This window comes from Sphingomonas sp. SRS2, from assembly GCF_000971055.1.
In the GTDB taxonomy this organism is placed as follows: Bacteria; Pseudomonadota; Alphaproteobacteria; order Sphingomonadales; family Sphingomonadaceae; genus Rhizorhabdus.
Genome location: NZ_LARW01000138.1, coordinates 1 through 17,675, shown reverse-complemented (window position 1 = coordinate 17,675; position 17,675 = coordinate 1). Strand labels below are relative to the sequence as shown.

Annotated in this window: 15 protein-coding genes, 1 pseudogene and 1 other annotated feature; of the genes and pseudogenes, 2 read left to right on the top strand and 14 right to left on the bottom strand. The window is 66.7% G+C overall.

Annotation, left to right across the window (positions count from 1 at the left end):
* Together WP12_RS25095 and WP12_RS21075 are read left to right on the top strand one after the other, a co-directional pair.
* Positions 1-154, top strand: a pseudogene (locus tag WP12_RS25095) (biotin synthase BioB); the annotation flags it as partial.
* Positions 155-212: 58 nt separating this feature from the next.
* On the top strand, positions 213-533 hold the full coding sequence (locus WP12_RS21075; protein ID WP_046195628.1) for a hypothetical protein: 321 nt from the start codon (positions 213-215) through the stop codon (positions 531-533).
* Here the strand turns inward: WP12_RS21075 and cobA are convergent.
* From cobA to WP12_RS21005, 14 genes are all read right to left on the bottom strand, one after another.
* Positions 493-1,293 carry a uroporphyrinogen-III C-methyltransferase gene (gene cobA, locus WP12_RS21070; RefSeq protein ID WP_046195627.1) on the bottom strand — a complete coding sequence of 267 codons (801 nt, stop codon included), beginning with the start codon at positions 1,291-1,293 and terminating at the stop codon, positions 493-495. The genes WP12_RS21075 and cobA overlap by 41 nt on opposite strands.
* Complete coding sequence (locus WP12_RS21065) at positions 1,280-3,901, bottom strand: nitrate reductase (protein ID WP_046195626.1); 2,622 nt, start codon at positions 3,899-3,901, stop codon at positions 1,280-1,282. The genes cobA and WP12_RS21065 overlap by 14 nt, the downstream gene beginning before the upstream one ends.
* Positions 3,898-4,251, bottom strand: coding sequence for a nitrite reductase small subunit NirD (nirD, locus tag WP12_RS21060; RefSeq protein ID WP_046195625.1), 354 nt, complete (start codon positions 4,249-4,251; stop codon positions 3,898-3,900). Before nirD ends, WP12_RS21065 begins: the two co-directional genes overlap by 4 nt.
* The gene (gene nirB, locus WP12_RS21055) at positions 4,248-6,716 is read right to left on the bottom strand and encodes a nitrite reductase large subunit NirB (RefSeq protein WP_046195624.1); all 2,469 of its coding nucleotides are present in this window, start codon (positions 6,714-6,716) and stop codon (positions 4,248-4,250) included. Before nirB ends, nirD begins: the two co-directional genes overlap by 4 nt.
* Positions 6,717-6,761: 45 nt before the next feature.
* A complete protein-coding gene (locus WP12_RS21050) occupies positions 6,762-7,970 on the bottom strand; it encodes a nitrate/nitrite transporter (RefSeq protein ID WP_046195633.1) in 1,209 nt (402 codons plus the stop codon).
* Between the two features lie 421 nt (positions 7,971-8,391).
* Entirely contained in the window at positions 8,392-9,657 is a 1,266-nt protein-coding gene (locus tag WP12_RS21045) for an alginate export family protein (RefSeq protein ID WP_046195623.1), read from the bottom strand.
* A gap of 97 nt (positions 9,658-9,754) precedes the next feature.
* Positions 9,755-10,558, bottom strand: coding sequence for an ABC transporter ATP-binding protein (locus WP12_RS21040; RefSeq protein WP_046195622.1), 804 nt, complete (start codon positions 10,556-10,558; stop codon positions 9,755-9,757).
* A 14-nt stretch (positions 10,559-10,572) separates the two neighbouring features.
* Positions 10,573-11,523, bottom strand: a complete 951-nt coding sequence (ntrB, locus tag WP12_RS21035) for a nitrate ABC transporter permease (protein ID WP_052730544.1) — start codon at positions 11,521-11,523, stop codon at positions 10,573-10,575.
* 12 nt (positions 11,524-11,535) lie between these two features.
* A complete protein-coding gene (locus WP12_RS21030; protein WP_200894570.1) occupies positions 11,536-12,840 on the bottom strand; it encodes a CmpA/NrtA family ABC transporter substrate-binding protein in 1,305 nt (434 codons plus the stop codon).
* Positions 12,841-13,064: 224 nt separating this feature from the next.
* Positions 13,065-14,282 (bottom strand): CmpA/NrtA family ABC transporter substrate-binding protein, encoded by a 1,218-nt coding sequence (locus WP12_RS21025; RefSeq protein ID WP_046195621.1) that lies wholly within the window; start codon positions 14,280-14,282, stop codon positions 13,065-13,067.
* Positions 14,279-14,860 carry an ANTAR domain-containing response regulator gene (locus WP12_RS21020; protein ID WP_046195630.1) on the bottom strand — a complete coding sequence of 194 codons (582 nt, stop codon included), beginning with the start codon at positions 14,858-14,860 and terminating at the stop codon, positions 14,279-14,281. Before WP12_RS21020 ends, WP12_RS21025 begins: the two co-directional genes overlap by 4 nt.
* Positions 14,861-15,045: 185 nt before the next feature.
* Positions 15,046-16,533: a SulP family inorganic anion transporter gene (locus WP12_RS21015; RefSeq protein ID WP_046195620.1), complete on the bottom strand. Its 1,488-nt coding sequence runs from the start codon at positions 16,531-16,533 to the stop codon at positions 15,046-15,048.
* A 59-nt stretch (positions 16,534-16,592) separates the two neighbouring features.
* Positions 16,593-16,648, bottom strand: a sequence feature (sul1 is cis-regulatory element that is thought to sense ions involved in sulfur or methionine metabolism; They are found in Alphaproteobacteria).
* A 37-nt stretch (positions 16,649-16,685) separates the two neighbouring features.
* Positions 16,686-17,048, bottom strand: a complete 363-nt coding sequence (locus WP12_RS21010) for a ribonuclease E inhibitor RraB (RefSeq protein WP_046195629.1) — start codon at positions 17,046-17,048, stop codon at positions 16,686-16,688.
* 39 nt (positions 17,049-17,087) lie between these two features.
* Positions 17,088-17,675 (bottom strand): peptidylprolyl isomerase (locus tag WP12_RS21005; protein WP_046195619.1); only part of this gene is annotated, 588 nt, incomplete at its 5' end.

Sequence of the window (17,675 nt, the reverse complement as noted above, 5' to 3'; positions counted from 1 at the left end):
GTGCTTCCTCGCGGGGGCCAACTCGATCTTCACCGGCGACCGGCTGCTGACCACCGGCAACCAGGGCAGCGACGCCGACGCCCGCCTGTTCGGCAAGCTGGGGCTGACGGGCTCGATCAATCACACGGCGCCGGAGGTTCTGGCGGCGGAGTAATATCATCATCGTCCTGAACCTGTTTCAGCATGACGATGTTGGGGGTAAGGGTCGCCACATGAAATCATGGACGATCCACCAGCTTGCCGGAGCGGGCAGCATCGCCGGCATCGTGGCCATGATGCTGTGGCCGGCGTTCGTCGCCTGGCCCGAGGCGCTGCGGCTGCCCTTCATCCTGATCCTTGCGGCGGCCTGTTTCTGCGGCGCGGCGATGCTGTGGATCACGTTGCGCGACATAGCGCGCCGTCCGGTGCGCGGGAGCCGGCTGCGGCCGATCCGGACCTTCGATGTCGTACTCGGGCTGGCGCTGACGATCCCGACGACGCTCGAGCTGCGCGCTATCGTGCCCGACAGTCTGATGCAGCTGGGTCTGCTATAAACGCCGACGCCGCCTGAGCCACGGTCGCGCGGGTGGCTTCGCCGATCAGCAGCAAGGTGGGATCGACGTCGCTGATCGCGGCGGTGAGGAAGGGTAGCGCCGACAATTGGCCACGGATCAGCCGCTCGGTCGGCAGCGAGACATTGACCGCGATCATCACGGGCGTATCCGGCGCGCGGCCCGCAGCGATCAGCTTGCGGACGATCTCGGGCGCGGCGGCGCGACCCATATAGACCGCCAGCGTGGTGTCCGGTGCTGCGAGCGCGTCCCAGTCGAGGTCGATGGCTTCGCCGGCGCGGGCATGCGCGGTGACGAAGGTCAGCCGACGGGCGAGGCCGCGCAGGGTGAGCGATGCCAGTCCGCTGGCGGCGGCAGCGCTGGCGGCGGTGATGCCGGGGCAGATGCGGACGGGGATGCCGGCTGCGGTCAGGTGATCGAGTTCCTCGGTCGATCGCCCGAAGATCGAGGGGTCGCCGCCCTTCAGCCGCACCACGCGCCTGCCTGCCTGTGCGGCGGCGAGGAGCAGGTCGTTGATCGAACCCTGATCCTTCGAGTGGCGGCCCGACCGCTTGCCGACGCTGACGAGTTCGACGCCGCGCGCGGCGAGATCGAGGATGCCGGGACCGACCAGCGCGTCGTGGAAGATGATCTCGGCGGCGGCGATCAGCCGCTCGGCCTTGCGGGTCAGCAACTCGGGATCGCCGGGCCCCGCGCCGACCAGCCAGACGGTGCCGGGCGCGATCGGATCATTCGGCTGCATGGACGGTCTCCTTGGCGGGCAGGGTCTCGGCGAGGATGCGGGCGAGGGCGGGGCGGCACGAGCCGCAATTGGTCCCCGCGCCGAGCGCTGTGCCGATCGCGGCGACATCGGTGAGCTGCTGCGCGCCGATCGCCGCGACGATCGTCTTGAGCCCGACATCGAAACAGGAGCAGATCAGCGCGCCGCGATCGGGCTGCGCGCCCGGCGCGCGTCCGGCGAGCAGGGTCGGCGCGACCTGCGGCGCGGCAAGCTGCGCAATCAGCCAGTCGCGGCTCGGCAGTTCGCCGCTGCGGGTGACGAACAGCACCGCCGACAGGCGGTCGCCATCGAGGATGGCGACGCGGCGCGATCCGCGCGCGGCATCGGCGGCCTCGATCCGCGCGCCGGAGGGCAGGCAGGCGTCGAGTACTTCGTCCGCGCCGGCACCGGCAAGCTCGAACAGCGCCCCGCCGGCCACGGTGATCCGGGTCGCCCACAGACATTGCGGCCAGCTTTTCGGTGCGTCGCGAACGATCAGGAAGCCGCGCCATTCGATCGCGACCTTCTCGACCTTCGCCGGGGTCGACTTGAAGCCCGGCTGGCCAGAATGCGGATCGGTCAGCGGGCGGGGCAGCAGGCCGGTGCGGCCCCCGCTCGACTGGCGGTCGGTCCAGTGGATCGGGGTGAAGATATCGCCGCGCCGCTGGCCCTCGCTGGCGAGGACGCGGAACAGGCTCTCGCCTTGCGGCGTCGCGACCCGGGCGATGTCATCCTCGGCAAGGCCGAGCCGCTCGATATCCTCGGGGTGCATCTCGACCAGCGGCTCCTCGCGGTGGCGCGCGAGCTTCGGGGAGAGACCGGTGCGCGTCATGGTGTGCCACTGGTCGCGGTAGCGGCCGGTGTTGAGGGTCAGCGGCCAGTCGCGCAGCGGCTCGGCAATCGGGGCCTGGACCGTCGGCACAAGCCGCGCCTTGCCGTCGGGGGTGGAGAAGACGCCGTGCGCGAAGGGGGTCTTGCCCCAGCGCCATGGCTCCATCGCGTCGTAGGCGGGATTGCCGATCGCCGCGTCGCGCCGCATGTCGAACAGGCGGGCGCCGTCATTGCCATAGGCCGACAGCCGGGCATGTTCGCGATAGATGTCGGCGGGGGATGCATAGCTGAAGGCGGGGCTCCATCCCATGCGGCGGCCGATCTCGCCGATGATCCACCAGTCGGGTTTCGCCTCGCCGGCAAAGGGCAGGAACTGGCGCTGGCGGCTGATCCGCCGTTCGCTGTTGGTGACGGTGCCGTCCTTCTCACCCCAGCCGGCGGCGGGCAGGCGGACATGCGCGAAGCGGCCGGTGTCGGTGTCGGCAATGCAGTCCGAGACGACGACGAATGGGCAGGCGGCGAGCGCCTCCCGGACGCGGCCGGCGTCGGGCATGCTCACCGCCGGGTTGGTCGCCATGATCCAGATCGCCTTGATCCGGCCCTCGCCGACCGCGCGGAACATGTCGACTGCCTTCAGGCCGGGTTTCGTCGCCATGCGCGGCGCCGACCAGAAGCGGCCGACACGATCGACGTTATCGGATGCGAAATCCATATGCGCGGCGAGGGTCGAGGCGAGTCCGCCGACCTCTCGGCCACCCATCGCATTGGGCTGGCCGGTGATCGAGAAGGGCGCGGCGCCGGGCTTGCCGATCCGTCCGGTGGCGAGGTGGACGTTGATGATCGCATTGACCTGATCGGTGCCGCGCAGCGCCTGGTTGATGCCCTGGCTGAACAGGGTGACGGTGCGCTGATTGGCGGCGAACATCTCGAAGAAGCGGTGAAGCTGGTCAGGGGCGACGTCGCAGGTCCTGGCGACACTCCACAGGTCGTTGTCACGCTGGATGTCCGTCCAGAAGTGGGCCGGGGTCGCAACGCTCGCGGCAAGATACGCCTCGTCGAGCAGCCCTTCGCGCGCACAGTAGGCGAGCAGACCGTTCATCAGCGCAACGTCGCTGCCCGGGCGTATGGCGAGGTGGAGATCGGCATCCTCACAGGTTTCGGTGCGGCGCGGATCGATCACGACGAGCTTCGCGCCACGCGCGGCGCGGGCCGCCTGAATGCGCTGATAGACGATCGGGTGGCACCAGGCGGTGTTCGATCCGACGAGGACGAACAGGTCGGCCACATCGAGATCGTCATAACTCGCGGGCACGACATCCTCGCCAAAGGCGCGGACATGGCCGGCGACCGCGCTCGACATGCACAGCCGCGAATTGGTGTCGATATTCGCGCTGCCGATGAAGCCCTTCATCAGCTTGTTGGCGACATAATAGTCTTCGGTCAGCAGCTGGCCGGAAACATAGAAGGCGACGCTGTCGGGTCCGTGCCTGGCGATCGTTTCCTGAAAACGGCGCGCGACGAGATCGAGCGCTTTGTCCCAGCTCGCCCGCTTCTCGCCGATCATCGGGTGGAGCAGCCGCCCTTCCATGCCGACCGTCTCGCCGAGATGGGTGCCCTTCGAGCATAGCCTGCCGCGGTTGGCGGGATGATCGGGATCGCCCGCGATCCGCACCGCGCGGTCGCCGAGCGGGGTAGCGAGCACGCCGCAGCCGACGCCGCAATAGGCGCAGGTCGTCCGGATCGGCGCGGGTTCGATCATGCGGCGGCCGCGGTCGCCAGCATTGCCATGCGCGAGATCAGGATGCGGCCTGCGTCGACCCGCACCGGGATGGTCGGCACGCAGCCCTTGTCCTCGCCCAGCGCTTCGCCGGTCGCGAGCGAGATCCGCCAATTGTGCAGCGGGCAGGCGACCGCGTCGCCATGGACGATGCCCTGGCTGAGCGGCCCATGCTTGTGCGGGCAGCGGTTGACCAGCGCGTAGACCTTCTCCCCGCTGGTACGGAAGATCGCGATTTCCTCGCCATTCCCTGTCTTGATCGTGCGCGCGCCGCGCACGGGTATCTCAACGATCGATCCGACGTCGATCCAATCTCCGATGAACGCGTTCATTCGGCGGCCTCCAGCACGAGGGGACGGAACTCGCCGAGATGGGCGTGTTGCTCGCGGTCCTTGCCGGCGGCGCGCTCGGCCCAGGGATCGTCCTGCGAGAAGCTTTGCGAATAGAGGAAGCGGCTGGTCAGCGCCTCGCGGCCGACCTCGTCCTCGACGATGCGCTGGCGGATATGCTCGATCCCGACGCGCTCGATCCAGGGCGCGGTCCGTTCGAGGTACCAGGCTTCCTCGCGATAGAGCTGGATGAAGGCGGCGCAATGATCCATCGCCTGCCGCTCGGTCGCGACCTTGCATAGAAAGTCGGTGGCGCGAACCTTGATGCCGCCATTGCCACCGACATGCAGCTCATAGCCGCTGTCGACGCAGACGATGCCGAAATCCTTGATCGTCGCCTCGGCGCAGTTGCGCGGGCAGCCCGACACCGCGATCTTGAACTTGTGCGGCATCCAGCTGCCCCAGCTCATCTGCTCGACCTTGACGCCGAGCCCGGTCGAATCCTGGGTGCCGAAGCGGCACCATTCGGACCCGACGCAGGTCTTCACGGTGCGCAGCGACTTGCCATAGGCATGGCCCGACACCATCCCCGCGGCATTGAGATCGGCCCAGACTGCGGGCAGGTCTTCCTTTTTGATCCCGAAGATGTCGAGCCGCTGGCCGCCGGTCACTTTCACCATCGGCGCGTCATATTTCTCGACGACATCGGCGATTGCGCGCAGCTCGCGCGGGTTGGTCAGGCCGCCCCACATGCGCGGCACCACCGAATAGGTCCCGTCCTTCTGGATGTTCGCGTGCATCCGTTCGTTGACGAAGCGGCTCTGCTGATCGTCGACATAGACGCCGGGCTGGGCGCAGAGCAGATAATAGTTGAGCGCGGGACGGCAGGATGAGCAGCCGTCGGGGGTCGACCAGCTGAGCCGCTGCATCACCTCGGGGATCGACTTCATGTCCTGCGCGACGATCTCGCGGCGGACATCGTCATGGGTGAAGCTGCTGCATTTGCAGATCGTCTTCGCGACCCGCTCGCCGTCATAATCATCGAGCGTCAGCGCCAGCAGCTGCTCGACGATCCCGGTGCATGACCCACAGGATGCCGACGCCTTGCAGGTCGCGCGGACCGCGTCGAGCGTGCATGCGCCGCCCTCGATCGAAGCGACGACCTTGCGCTTGGAAACGCCGTTGCAGCCGCAAATCTCGGCATCGTCCGAGAGCGCCGCAACGGCGGCCTTAGGGTCCGCTTGCCCCCCTCCCGAGGCGAAGGCCTGGCCGAAGATCAGGACATCGCGGATCGCGCCGATGTCCTCGCTCTTCTTCAGAAGGTCGAAATACCAGCCGCCATCGGCGGTATCGCCGTAAAGCACCGCGCCGACGATGCGGTCGTCACGGACGACGACGCGCTTGTAGACCCCGCGCGAGGCGTCGCGCAGGACGATGTCCTCCGCGCCCTCGCCGCCCGAAAAGTCGCCCGCCGAGAAAACGTCGATTCCCGACACTTTGAGCTTGGTCGACGTGACCGAACCGCGATAGCCGCTCGGCTGTTCGACCAGCCCGTCGGCGAGCGCGCGGCACATCTCCCATAGCGGCGCGACGAGGCCGTAGACATTGCCGTCATGCTCGACGCATTCGCCGACGGCCAGGACGGCCGGGTCGCTCGTCACCATATGATCGTCGACCTGGATGCCGCGCCCGACAGCGAGGCCGGCGGCACGGGCCAGCGCCACCGATGGCTTGATGCCCACGGCCATGACGACGAGGCTGGCGGGGATGGTGCGGCCGTCCTTGAGCAGCACGCCCTCTACCTTGCCGTCGCCGACGATCGCGGCGGTGTCGGCGCCGGTCAGGATCGTCTGGCCGCGGCTTTCGAGCTCGGTCTTGAGCAGCCAGCCGGCGGCCTCGTCGAGCTGGCGTTCCATCAGCGTCGACATCAGGTGGAGCACGGTGACGTTCATGCCGCGCAGCGACAGGCCGTGCGCGGCCTCCAGCCCGAGCAGGCCGCCGCCGATCACCACCGCGTCGCCGCCGCCCTCGGCCGCCGCCAGCATCGCATCGACATCCTTCATGTCGCGGAAGCTGATCACGCCGGGCAGGTCCTTGCCCGGCACCGGGATGATGAAGGGATCGGAGCCGGTCGCGATCAGCAGCCGGTCGTAGCCGACGGTACGGCCGCTCTGCGCGGTGACGGTCCGCTCGGCGCGGTCGATCGCGATGACCGGATCGCCGCTGACCAGATCGATGCCGTTGTCGGCATACCATGCGGCGCTGTTGATGATGATGTCGTCAAAGCTCTTCTCGCCGGCCAGCACCGGCGAGAGCATGATCCGGTTGTAGTTTACATAGGGTTCTGCGCCGAAGATCGTGACCGAATAGCGGTCCGGATCGCGGGCGAGGATTTCCTCGACCGCCCGGCAGCCGGCCATGCCGTTGCCGATGACGACGAGACGTTCGCGGGAGTTGGGGGCGAGCATGATGCGGTCCTCAGGTCAGATACGGGCGGTTTGGATAGGGGCGGCTCAGATGCGCGCACCGGCGAGTGCGGTGGGCCAGGTCGAGCGCCAGCGGCCCTTGACCAGGCTGATCCCGCCCAGTGCCGCGAGCGCGAGCCCGGCAAAGATCAGGAAGCCGAGCTGGGGCGTGCCGGTTAGCTGCTTGGCGAGGCCGAGCGACGAGGCGAGGTAGAAGCCGCCGACCCCGCCCGCGAAGCCGACCAGTCCGGTCATCACGCCGATCTCGGCCTGGAAACGCTGCGGCACCAGCTGGAACACCGCGCCGTTGCCGAAGCCCAGCGCGAGCATCGCGACAAGGAACAAGCCGAGCGCGAGCAGCACGGTGGATGGGCCGGTGCTGATCGCGCTGAGCGTGATCGCGGCGAGGAGATAGGCGACGGTCAACGCCTTGGTGCCGCCGATCCGATCGGCGACCGCGCCGCCGAGCGGACGGATCAGCGAGCCGGCGAACACGCAGCCGGCGGTGCAATAGCCCGCGACCACCGGGGTCAGCGCGAACTGATCGGTGAAGTAGATCGACAGCGACGAGCTGAGGCCCACGAAGCCGCCGAAGCTGACCCCGTAAAACAGCATGAACCACCAGGCGTCGGCTTTCTTCAGCGGTTCGAGATAGGCGGTGATCGGCTTCGGCGCCGGCGGGGTCGGGGCGTTCTTCGCGAAGATCATGTAGACGACGAAGACGATCGCCAGCGGGATTACGGCGAGGCCGAGCACGGCATTCCAGCCGAACAGTCGGGCCAGCGTCGGCGCGAACAGCGCCGCGAAGACGGTGCCGCTATTGCCCATGCCGGCGATGCCGAGCGCGGTGCCCTGATGCTCGGGCGGATACCAGCGGCTGGCGAGCGGCAGCGCGACCGCGAAGCTCGCGCCCGCAAAGCCGAGGATCACCCCGACCGCGATCGTGCCGAGGAAGCTGTGGACGCCGAGCATCCACGCGCCGAGCAGGCCTGCCATGACGATCAGCTGGCCGATCGCGCCGGTCGATTTGGGGCCGATCCGGTCGACCAGCACGCCGTTGACGAGGCGCAATATCGCCCCGACCAGGGTCGGCACCGCGACCATCAGCCCCTTCTGCGCGGGGCTCAGGCCGAGGTCGGCCGCGATCGTCGGCGCCAGCGGTCCGAGCAGCACCCACACCATGAAGGCGAGGTCGAAAAAGAGAAAGGCGGCGATCAGCGTTGGCCGGTGGCCCGCTGCCCAGAAACCTTTGTTCATCGCCCGCCCTCTTTCGCAACCAGCAGCATTTCGATCCTTTCGGGCATGAAAAAAGCCGCCTCGAAGCACGATCATCACGATCGGTTCGGGCGGCGTCATTGCCTGTGCCTCGGCCTTGCGGGCCTTGGCCGTGAGCCTGTCCTTCGTCGGACCGGTCCACGTTATGGAATCGAGGCGTCCTTGCCTCGGTGATCAGGATTTCTCATGGATTCGCTGGACTGGCAAGATGATATTTGCGCAGTGCAGCATTTTGCGGAGGCACGTGCGGTCACCCCGCCCGGTAAGCCCGGGCGGGGGGCCGTTCTCAATCCGTAGCCGTCATGACAGCGAAGGATGGCATCTCAGGCGGCCGGTGCCCCCGCCTCGTCTCCCCAATGTGCGGAGTACCAGCCTCCGCTGGCGTGACGATCGGGGACCGGGTTCAAAACACCCAGTCTACCGACAGCCAGAACTTCTTCGTGTCCGCGTCGCCCGCGAAGCTGGCGATGCCCTTGCGCTGATAGTCGGCATATTTGGCGGTGAGCGTATATTTCTTCAGCTTTGCCTGAAGCTGCACGTTGATCTCGTCGCCATAGACGATGCTGCCGACATCGCTGGTGTAGCGATGCCAGGCGGCGGTCGCGGCGATCGTGTCGAACGGTCCGACCTTCTTCCAGCCATAGCCCGCCGAAGTATAATAGTCGGTGATCCCGGCGGCGGGCGTGGTCAGGAATTTGTCGGCCCAGCCCTGGAATTTGTGGAGCGTCGCAAAAGGCGTCTGGAAGGCGAAGCCGCCCGCGAAGGCCGTGGCGGTGGCCTTGGTCGTCACCGTCGCGTCGCCGCCTAGCTGCTCGACGCCCGCGCCCAGCTTGAACGCGGCGATGTCGAGCCCGCCTTCGGCCAGGAAATAATCGGCGCGATAGTCGAGCGGGTTGGTGCCGTTATCCTGCTGGCGGGCGAAGCTGAGCGTGTAGCTCCACTTTATCGCCTTGCCGAGCGGGCGGCTGCCCGTGAAACGCGCGCCGAAGCTGTTCGAGCTCATCCGCTGCAGCGCGGCCGGCGTCTCGTCGACATCGACGCGGTAGAAGAAGGCGCTGAGCGTGCCGAGCGGCGTCTTGTAACCGGCATTGGCGAAGATATTGTCGCCGTTCATTGCCTGCGGCCGAGTGACAAATCCCCGCTTGCCGCCATCGACACCCCAGATAGTGCGATCGGACCAGCTATAGGTCAGGTCGACCTTGAGGTTCTTGATGCCCGCATATTCGATCCGCACCGCGTCGAAGGTCTGCTCGTTCTGGCGCCAGCCAACCGAACCGACGAAGCGCTGATCATCGAGGTTGATGCGCTGGCGGCCCGCGGTAACGACGGTGCCGGCTATCCCCTTATACTGAACCTGGATGCGGTTGAGTTCGACATTCTCCGGATCGGCGACGATCGGATAGGCCGGCTTGCGGTTGACTCCGGAGAAATAGGATTCGTCGAGCGCCATCGTCGCTTCGGCTTCGACGAGGAAGGACAAGGGCCCTTCGCTCGCCTCGACGCCGAGCCGTGCGCGGGCGGTGAGCGCGTCCGCCTTGTTGGCGATACCCGTCTGGTCGACCGTTTCGTAGCGCAGCCTTGTATCGATGAGCGGTTTGAGTTTGACCGCGTGCGCGGTGGCCGGAATCAAGGCTGCCGAAGACATGAGGCAGTACGTCAGGAATCGCATGGACTTCCCCCCACAGTAAATTGATACGCTCGTTACCCGTGCCGGGTCGGCATCCTCTCCCTGCCGGGTCGTTGCCCGGCCCCTTTTGACGGTCTGCTCAGGCGGCCTTGTCGACCGGATTTGAAAAACGCTGGTGCAGGAAATGCAGGATCTCGTGCCGCGCATGGTTGTAATCGGGCGTGTCGGCCATCTCGATCCGGTTGCGCGGACGCGGCAGTTTGACCGGCAGGTCCTCGCCGATCGTCGCGGCGGGGCCGTTGGTCATCATCACCACGCGATCGGCGAGCAGAACCGCTTCGTCGACGTCATGGGTGATCATCACCACGGTGTTGTTGAGCTTCGCCTGGATCGCCATCACGGCATCCTGCAGGCTGGCGCGGGTCAGCGCGTCGAGTGCGCCGAACGGCTCGTCCATCAGCAGCACGCGCGGGCTCATCGCGATTGCGCGGGCGATGCCGACGCGCTGCTTCATCCCGCCGGATAGTTCGCCGGGGCGCTTGGCGGCGGCATGCGCCATCTGGACGAGGTCGAGATTGTGCATCACCCAGTCGCGGCGTTCGGCGCGGGGCTTGCCCGCCATCACCTTGTCGACCGCGAGGCGGACATTTTCCTCGACCGTCATCCACGGCAGCAGCGAATGATCCTGGAAGATCACCGCCCGGTCGGGCCCCGGCTGGTCGATCACGCCGCCGTCGAGGAAGACAACGCCGCGCGTCGGCTTCGTCAGCCCGGCGATGATGTTGAGCAGGGTCGACTTGCCGCAGCCCGAATGGCCGATCAGCGCGACGAACTCACCCTTTTCGATCGACAGGTCGACGTCGCGCAGCGCGGTGAACGGGCCGTTGGCGGTGGGGAAGGTGACGCCGATGCCTTCGAGCGCGAGATAGGAGCGATGTTTCATGGTGATCCTCCGGTTCAGGCCTGGCGGGCGACGCGGCGCCCGATCCAGCCGACGATGCGGTCGAGGGCGAAGCCGATCAGGCCGATCCAGACGAGCGCGACGATCGTGTCCGTGAGGAGCGAACTGTTATAGCTGTCCCAGATGAAGAAGCCGATGCCGGTGCCGCCCTGAACCATCTCGGCGGCGACGATCGCCAGCCAGCTCATGCCGACGCCGATGCGCAGGCCGGTGAACATATGCGGCACCGTGGCCGGCAGCATGATTCTGATGAAATATTCGAACGGGTTGAGCGACAGGACGCGGCCGACATTGCGGTAGGTCTCAGGGATATTCTGGACCCCCGCGGCGGTGTTCAGGATCACCGGCCAGATCGCGGTGATGAAGATCAGGAAGATCGCCGAGGGCTGCGCCTGCTGAAAGATGGCGAGGCTGATCGGCAGCCAGGCGAGCGGCGGCACCGTGCGCAATATCTGGAACAGCGGATCGAGCGCGCGATAGGCGAAGCGGCTCTGGCCTATCAGGATACCTAGCGCGATCCCGAAGATCGCCGACAGGCTGAAGCCGATCCCGACGCGGGCGAGGCTCGTCAGGATATGCCCGGCGATGCCGACGTCGCCGCCGTCCTGGATCTTGAACCCGAAGCCGTCGCGCTCGACGCCCTTCAGCGGGTGGACGATCACCTCATGGCTCTCGGTCCACACCTCGGACGGGGTGGGCAGCGAGGCATCCTCGCTGCTGCACGCGATCTCCCAGACCATCAGCAGCGCCGCGACCATCAGGATCGTGGGCAGCACGGCCAGCGCCGCGCCTTGCAGTCGCGCGGTGACCGGCGAGAGGTCGAACGCCTTCTTCTTCATGTCCGAAGCCGCCGGATGCGTGCCAGGATAGGGGATGATCTCCGCTTGGGGCCGATCGCCCTTGCCGGGCGAAGGATCGGAGGAGGCGAGGCGAACCGGGGATGACATGGGCTAAACTCCCTAAGCCTTCTTGATTTTCAGGCTGGCGAGGTAGGCGGCGGGGTTGGCGGGGTCGAAGACCTTGCCGTCGAAGAATCGCTCGACCCCGCGGCTGTCCGCCTTGGGAATCTGCGCCGCCGGCACCTTCGCCAGCGCCGCCGCCTTGCGCCAGATGTCGGCGCGATTGACCTTCGCGATCACCGCCTTGGTATTGAGCTTGGCGGGCAGCTTGCCCCAGCGCTGGTCCTCGGTGAGGAACCACAGGTCATGGCTCTTGTACGGGAAGGAGGCGTTCGACGCCCAGAACTTCATCTTGAACGGCGCATTCTTGAACACGCGGCCGTCGCCCATGTTGAAATTGCCGAGCAGCCGGTCCTGAATGTCCGCAACGGGCACCTTCAGCCAGTCACGGCCGCCGATGATCTCGGCCAGCCGGGCATTGTTGGCGGGGGCGTCGCACCAGCGCTGCGCCTCGATCACCGCGGCGGTGAGCGCGATGGCGGCGTTGGGATGGGCGGCGACCCAGTCCGAGCGCATCGCGAAGGCTTTTTCGGGATGGTTCATCCACAATTGACCGGTCGAGACCGCGGTATAGCCGAGCTTCTGCGCGACCAGCTGGTCGTTCCACGGTTCGCCGACGCAGAAGGCCTCCATCGTGTTCGCCCTCATGTTCGCGACCATCTGCGGCGGGGGGATGGTGATCAGCTCGACATCGACATCGGGATTGATGCCCTGCGCCGCGAGCCAGTAGCGGATCCACAGATCATGGGTGCCGCCGGGGAAGGTCATCGCCATCGTGATCTTGCGGCCGGCGGCCTTGCGCTGTGCGATCAGCGGCTTCATCCGGGCCGAATTGATGTCGGCGCGCGCGCCCAGATATTCCTTCTCCACCGAGATGGCCTGGCCGTTGACGTTGAGCCGGGCGAGGATGCTCATCGGGGTCGCCTTGCCGATCGTGCCGAGAGTCAGCATGTAGGGCATCGGCGACAATATATGCGCGCCGTCGATGCCTCCGCCGCCCGCGCCGAGGACGAGATTGTCACGCGTGCCGGCCCAGCTCGCCTGCTTGGCGACGGTGACGTCGGGCATGCCATATTTGGCGAACAGGCCAAGTTCCCTGGCGATGATCAGCGGCGCCGCGTCGGTCAGCGCGATGAAGCCGAGCTTCGCGGCCGTGACTTCGGGCTTGCCCGGCGCGGCGGCGAGCAGCGGGGACGACAGCGCGGCGGCGGCAGCCCCGGCGGCGGCGGTCGCGCCGGTCTTCAGGAAGGCCCGGCGGCCCATCACGCTCATTGCGTCTTCACGATCGTCAGTCCTGTCCGACATAATACCCCCAAGGTCCGAGAACGAAAAAAAAGCCGCGAGCCGGCCCCTCATTGACGAGGGCCGACAGCGGCTTTGCTGTGAAGATGGCGGCACCTCTCCCGTCGTTGGGATGGCGGCCGATAGTAGCGCACAGTCATTGTGCGCTGCACCGATATCAGTCGAATTGGAGCAGTTGCGCAAGTGGTTTTTTTAGAAGGGCCGTCGGCGACGCGCGCCGATGATGCTCAACTATCGAAAGCGGAAAGATATTCCGTGATGCGAGAAGGATCGAAAATCCGCCCGTCGAAGAACTTATCGGGCCCGAGCGTGAGCGTTCCGCTGTTCGATCCGACCGCGAGCGGGGAGGATAGTGCGCCCTCGACTTTCATGCTCGCGCCCGGCATCGGCAATGCTGCATCTGCGAGCGCGCGGCGGTAAATATCCGACCGGAAGACCTCGGCAGCGGCGCGCTCGGCAGTTTCGTCGGGCTTCACCATGCCCCAGCGGATCATCTGCGAGTAGATCCACAGCGCCTGGCTGCGCCAGGGGAAACTGGTCGATTCGCGCGCGAACAGCATGAAGTCGTCCATCCGCACCGCCGGCGTGTCCTGACGAAGTATGAGCCGCCCGGTAAGCGCCGGCAGGATGAACTGCGCCGGGCGGCCGACATAGCCGGGCCGTTCGAGCAGCGCGGCGAGCTCGTCATGATTCGCCGGGTCGTCGCACCAGGCAGCGGCGCGGGCCATCGCGACGAGCAGCCGATCGGTCGTGTCGGCATTGGCCTCCATCCAGTCGGTCCGGAAGGCGAGCACCTTCTCGACCCCGCGCTGCCAGATGCGCGACCCGACAGCGACGATCTCGGCAAGTCCCTCGGCGACCGCGACGCTGCTCCACGGCTCGCCCGCGATGAAGCCGTCGATCTCGCCGCCGCGCAGCGCCTCGACCATCAACGAGGGCGGCAGCACGCGCAGCGCCAGATCGCGATCGGGGTCCACCCCGGCATAGCCGAGCCAGTAGCGGAGCATCAGCGCGTGGCTCGAATAGCGGTGGACGATGCCGATCACCGGCTTGCGGCGATGGAGGCCGATCGCGGCGGCGAAGTCGTGCGCCGCGCCGACCGGATCGGCGATGCGTTTGACGGGATCGGGATCGAGCGCGGCGGCGAACTCGGTCGACATGGACAGGGCATTGCCGTTGACGTTGAGCTTGAACGGCGCGGACAGCGCGGCTGGATGCTGGCTGAGCCCCAAGGTCACGGCGATGGCGAGCGGGGCGAGCATGTGCGCCGCCTGGACCTGACCATAAACGAGCCGGTCGCGCAGTGTCGCCCAGCTCGTCGTCTTGTGGAGGGTCAGGTCGATCCCCGCCTCGGCCGCGAACCCCTTTTCGAACGCGGCGACCAGCGGCGCGCTGTCGGTCAGCGGCAGGAAGGCGATCGCCATCGGCGTTGTCGGCGAACTCATGGATTGCCTCCCAGCAGGCTGTGGGCGGTGATCAGCGCTTCGGCGACCTCGACGATCTTGCGGCCCTGGTTCATCGCGGTCGATCGCAGCAGGGCATAGGCCTCCGGTTCGGTGAGGGTGCGGCTGGCCATCAGCAGCGCCTTGGCCCGGTCGATCGTCTTGCGGTCGGCGAGCGCCGAGCGGGCCTCGTCGAGCTCGACCTGCATCTTGCTGAAGGCGTTGAAGCGGCGGATGGCGAGGTCGAGGATCGGTTTCACCCGCTCCTTGCGCAACCCGTCGACGACATAGGCCGAGACCCCGGCGTCGATCGCCGCGCCGATCATCTGGTCGTCCGACTGGTCGACGAACATCGCAATGGGGCGGGCCAGCGCGCGGCTGACCACGAGCATTTCCTCGAGCGTGTCGCGGCTCGGGCTGCCGAGATCCATCAGGACGACGTCGGGGGCCATCCGCTCGAGCTTGGCGACAAAGGCGCCGTGCGGCGGCACGACATGGATGTCGTCATAGCCGGCCTCGCGCAGGCCGTCCTCAAGGACGGTCGCGCGCAATCCGCTGTCATCGACAATCACGATCCGCAAGGCGGCCGCCCCCAATGCTGTCCGAGACCAAAGCGAGACCACGCGAAACCAACGGGCGTGCCTATGCGGCAATGCAGCAGGAAAATGCAACCATGCGACGCGACGGCGGGCGGGCGGCATGTCTATTTGCGATCGGCTGTGGCCGATTGATGACGGTTCGGCCTGAATCCGATATCGGCCCCGGCCTAATGCGGAGTGGCGCCCAGCTCGACGCCGGTCCTGTCGTGCAGCGCGAAGCGGTCGACAAGGTCGGCGCTCGCCTCATTATATCCGACGACATCGACCACTGAGCCATCGCGGCGGAGGCGGGCGACGATCTTGTCGAGCGCGCCGACGCCCGAGATGTCCCAGAAATGCGCCGCCGACACGTCGATGGTAACGGCGCGGCCCGGCTCTGGCTGAAAAGCACGGGTGAAGCGATCGACCGAGGCGAAGAATATCTCGCCGCGCACCCGGTAGAAGATGCCGTCACCGCTCTCGATGCGCTCGACCGCGAACATCCGCCGCACCTTGCCGGCGAAGAAGATGCCCGACAGCAACACGCCGGAGAGGACGCCCAGCGAAAGGTCTCGCGTCGCGACGACAACGACGACGGTCGTCACCATCACGATCGACGATGTGGCGGGATGACGGCGCAGATTGGGGATCGAGTTCCAGCTGAACGTACCGATCGACACCATGATCATCACCGCGACCAGCGCCGGCATCGGGATGCGGCCCACCCAGGGGCCCAGTGCGGCGAGCAGGAACAGCAGGAATGCCCCGGCGACGAAGGTCGACAGGCGCTTGCGGCCGCCCGAGCTCACATTGATCACCGACTGGCCGATCATCGCGCAGCCGCCCATGCCGCCGAACAGCGCCGCGACGATATTGGCGCTGCCCTGACCCGCGCATTCGCGGCGCTTGTCGCTGTCGCTGTCGGTCATGTCGTCGACGATCTGCGCGGTCAGCAGCGATTCGAGCAGCCCGACCGCCGCCATCGCCGCCGAATAGGGCAGGATGATCCGCAGCGTCTCAAGGTTGAGCGGCACATGCGGCAGCGCGAACATCGGCAGGCCTTCGGGCAATTTGCCCATGTCGCCGACGGTGTGAACCGGCAGCCCCAGGCCGATGCTCAGCGCGCTCAGGACGAGAATCGCGATCAGTGGCGAGGGCACCGCCGTCGTCACCCGGGGGACGAGATAGATGATCGCAAGGCCCGCTGCGACCATCGCATAGGTTTCCCAGCCGACATTGGTCAGTTGCGGCAGCTGCGCCATGAAGATCAATATGGCGAGGGCGTTGACGAAGCCGGTGATCACCGATCGCGACACGAACTGCATCAGCAGGTCGAGCCGGGCCAGCCCGGCGACAATCTGGATGAGACCCATCACGATGGTCGCGGCAAAGAGATATTCGACGCCATGATCGCGCACCAGCGGCGTGACCAGCACGGCGACCGCCGCGGTCGCGGCGGAGATCATGCCGGGGCGTCCCCCGGTGAACGATATCACGATGGCGATGGCGACCGAGGCATAGAGGCCGACGCGCGGATCGACACCGGCGATGATCGAAAAGCCGATCGCCTCGGGAATGAGCGCGAGCGCGACGACGATGCCGGCAAGGATGTCGCGCCGCATGGCAGTGGCATCGCCGAACCATTGGTTGCGAACTTCGGAAAGGCCTTCAGTCATGGAGCTTCCGCAACAGGACACAGGGTGCCGGATGATCGAGACCGGCAGTTCATGTGGAACGTTGCCCGGCGGATCGGCGGCCGGGATAGCCACCCGGAATTGCACCGGGTCCTCGCGAATGTGGTGTTAGTAGCGGAGCCTGACGCCGGAAACTAGCCGGCCTCGCCACTCTCCGCCACCGTCCCCCAGCCATCATAGCTGACGTCATAGGCCGCTTCGATGCGCAGCGCGTCCTCGGTCAGGGTGCGTAACGCTTCGTCGGTGGTGGTCTGTTCGCGCTGGAGCGAGAGGGTGACATAGCCATCCTCTTCGAGATTGACCTCGACGATCGTCCAGCCAAGCGCTTCGACCTCGCCCTCCAGCTGCGCGATCGTCGCGGGTTCGCCGACGAAATGGGCATCGACGGGGCGGACGATAGCGGGAACGTCGCCATTGTCGCGCAACGCGCGGACGACATCGGCGTCGGCGGCGAGTTCCTCGGCGAGGCGGTCGGGATCGAAGGGAAGGTCTGACATGGCGTTCCCCATGGCACGGATCGGCGCGGGCCGCGCGGCTTATTTGGGCTTCGCGGCCGGGGGAATGCGACGCACGCTGATGATCTTCACCGGAGCGGCGATCATCTGCCCCTTCATCACGCCCTCACCCAAGGTCGGTGATCGCGGCGCGGCGAGGATCTTCTTCAGCACGTCCATCCCCTCCACGACATGGCCGAAGGCCGCATAGCCGGCATTGTCGCCGGCCGCGGCGGGATCGGCGTTCATATAGTCCATCTTGCCGATGGTGATGAAGAAGTCGCCTGCCGCCGTGCCGGGCGCGTTGCGGCCCATCGATATCGCGCCGTCGATATGGAGCACCCCGGTCTTGCTGGTCGGCTCATGCGCGATCGGCGGAAACATGATGCGCGGATCGAACTTCACCCCGCCCTGCACCAGCCCCAGATCGGGCATGCCGGGGACGTTCACCGCGCGGTAGAAGGTCGTGTTGTCGAAGCGCTTCGCATCGACATAACGCAGGAAATTGTTGGTCGTGATCGGCGCGCGCTGCTTCTCCAATTCGATCACCACCGCTCCCAGGCTCGTCACCATCGTGACGGTCACGGTCGCCGGCCTGGGGGCGGGGGCGGGCGTTGGAGCGGTCTCGGG

Excerpts from the sequence above, each read along its gene's own strand:
- WP12_RS21075 (WP_046195628.1), top strand. The coding sequence starts at position 213 with ATGAAATCATGGACGATCCACCAGCTTGCCGGAGCGGGCAGCATCGCC.
- cobA (WP_046195627.1), bottom strand. The coding sequence starts at position 1,293 with ATGCAGCCGAATGATCCGATCGCGCCCGGCACCGTCTGGCTGGTCGGC.
- WP12_RS21065 (WP_046195626.1), bottom strand. The coding sequence starts at position 3,901 with ATGATCGAACCCGCGCCGATCCGGACGACCTGCGCCTATTGCGGCGTC.
- nirD (WP_046195625.1), bottom strand. The coding sequence starts at position 4,251 with ATGAACGCGTTCATCGGAGATTGGATCGACGTCGGATCGATCGTTGAG.
- nirB (WP_046195624.1), bottom strand. The coding sequence starts at position 6,716 with ATGCTCGCCCCCAACTCCCGCGAACGTCTCGTCGTCATCGGCAACGGC.
- WP12_RS21050 (WP_046195633.1), bottom strand. The coding sequence starts at position 7,970 with ATGAACAAAGGTTTCTGGGCAGCGGGCCACCGGCCAACGCTGATCGCC.
- WP12_RS21045 (WP_046195623.1), bottom strand. The coding sequence starts at position 9,657 with ATGCGATTCCTGACGTACTGCCTCATGTCTTCGGCAGCCTTGATTCCG.
- WP12_RS21040 (WP_046195622.1), bottom strand. The coding sequence starts at position 10,558 with ATGAAACATCGCTCCTATCTCGCGCTCGAAGGCATCGGCGTCACCTTC.
- ntrB (WP_052730544.1), bottom strand. The coding sequence starts at position 11,523 with ATGTCATCCCCGGTTCGCCTCGCCTCCTCCGATCCTTCGCCCGGCAAG.
- WP12_RS21030 (WP_200894570.1), bottom strand. The coding sequence starts at position 12,840 with ATGTCGGACAGGACTGACGATCGTGAAGACGCAATGAGCGTGATGGGC.
- WP12_RS21025 (WP_046195621.1), bottom strand. The coding sequence starts at position 14,282 with ATGAGTTCGCCGACAACGCCGATGGCGATCGCCTTCCTGCCGCTGACC.
- WP12_RS21015 (WP_046195620.1), bottom strand. The coding sequence starts at position 16,533 with ATGACTGAAGGCCTTTCCGAAGTTCGCAACCAATGGTTCGGCGATGCC.
- WP12_RS21010 (WP_046195629.1), bottom strand. The coding sequence starts at position 17,048 with ATGTCAGACCTTCCCTTCGATCCCGACCGCCTCGCCGAGGAACTCGCC.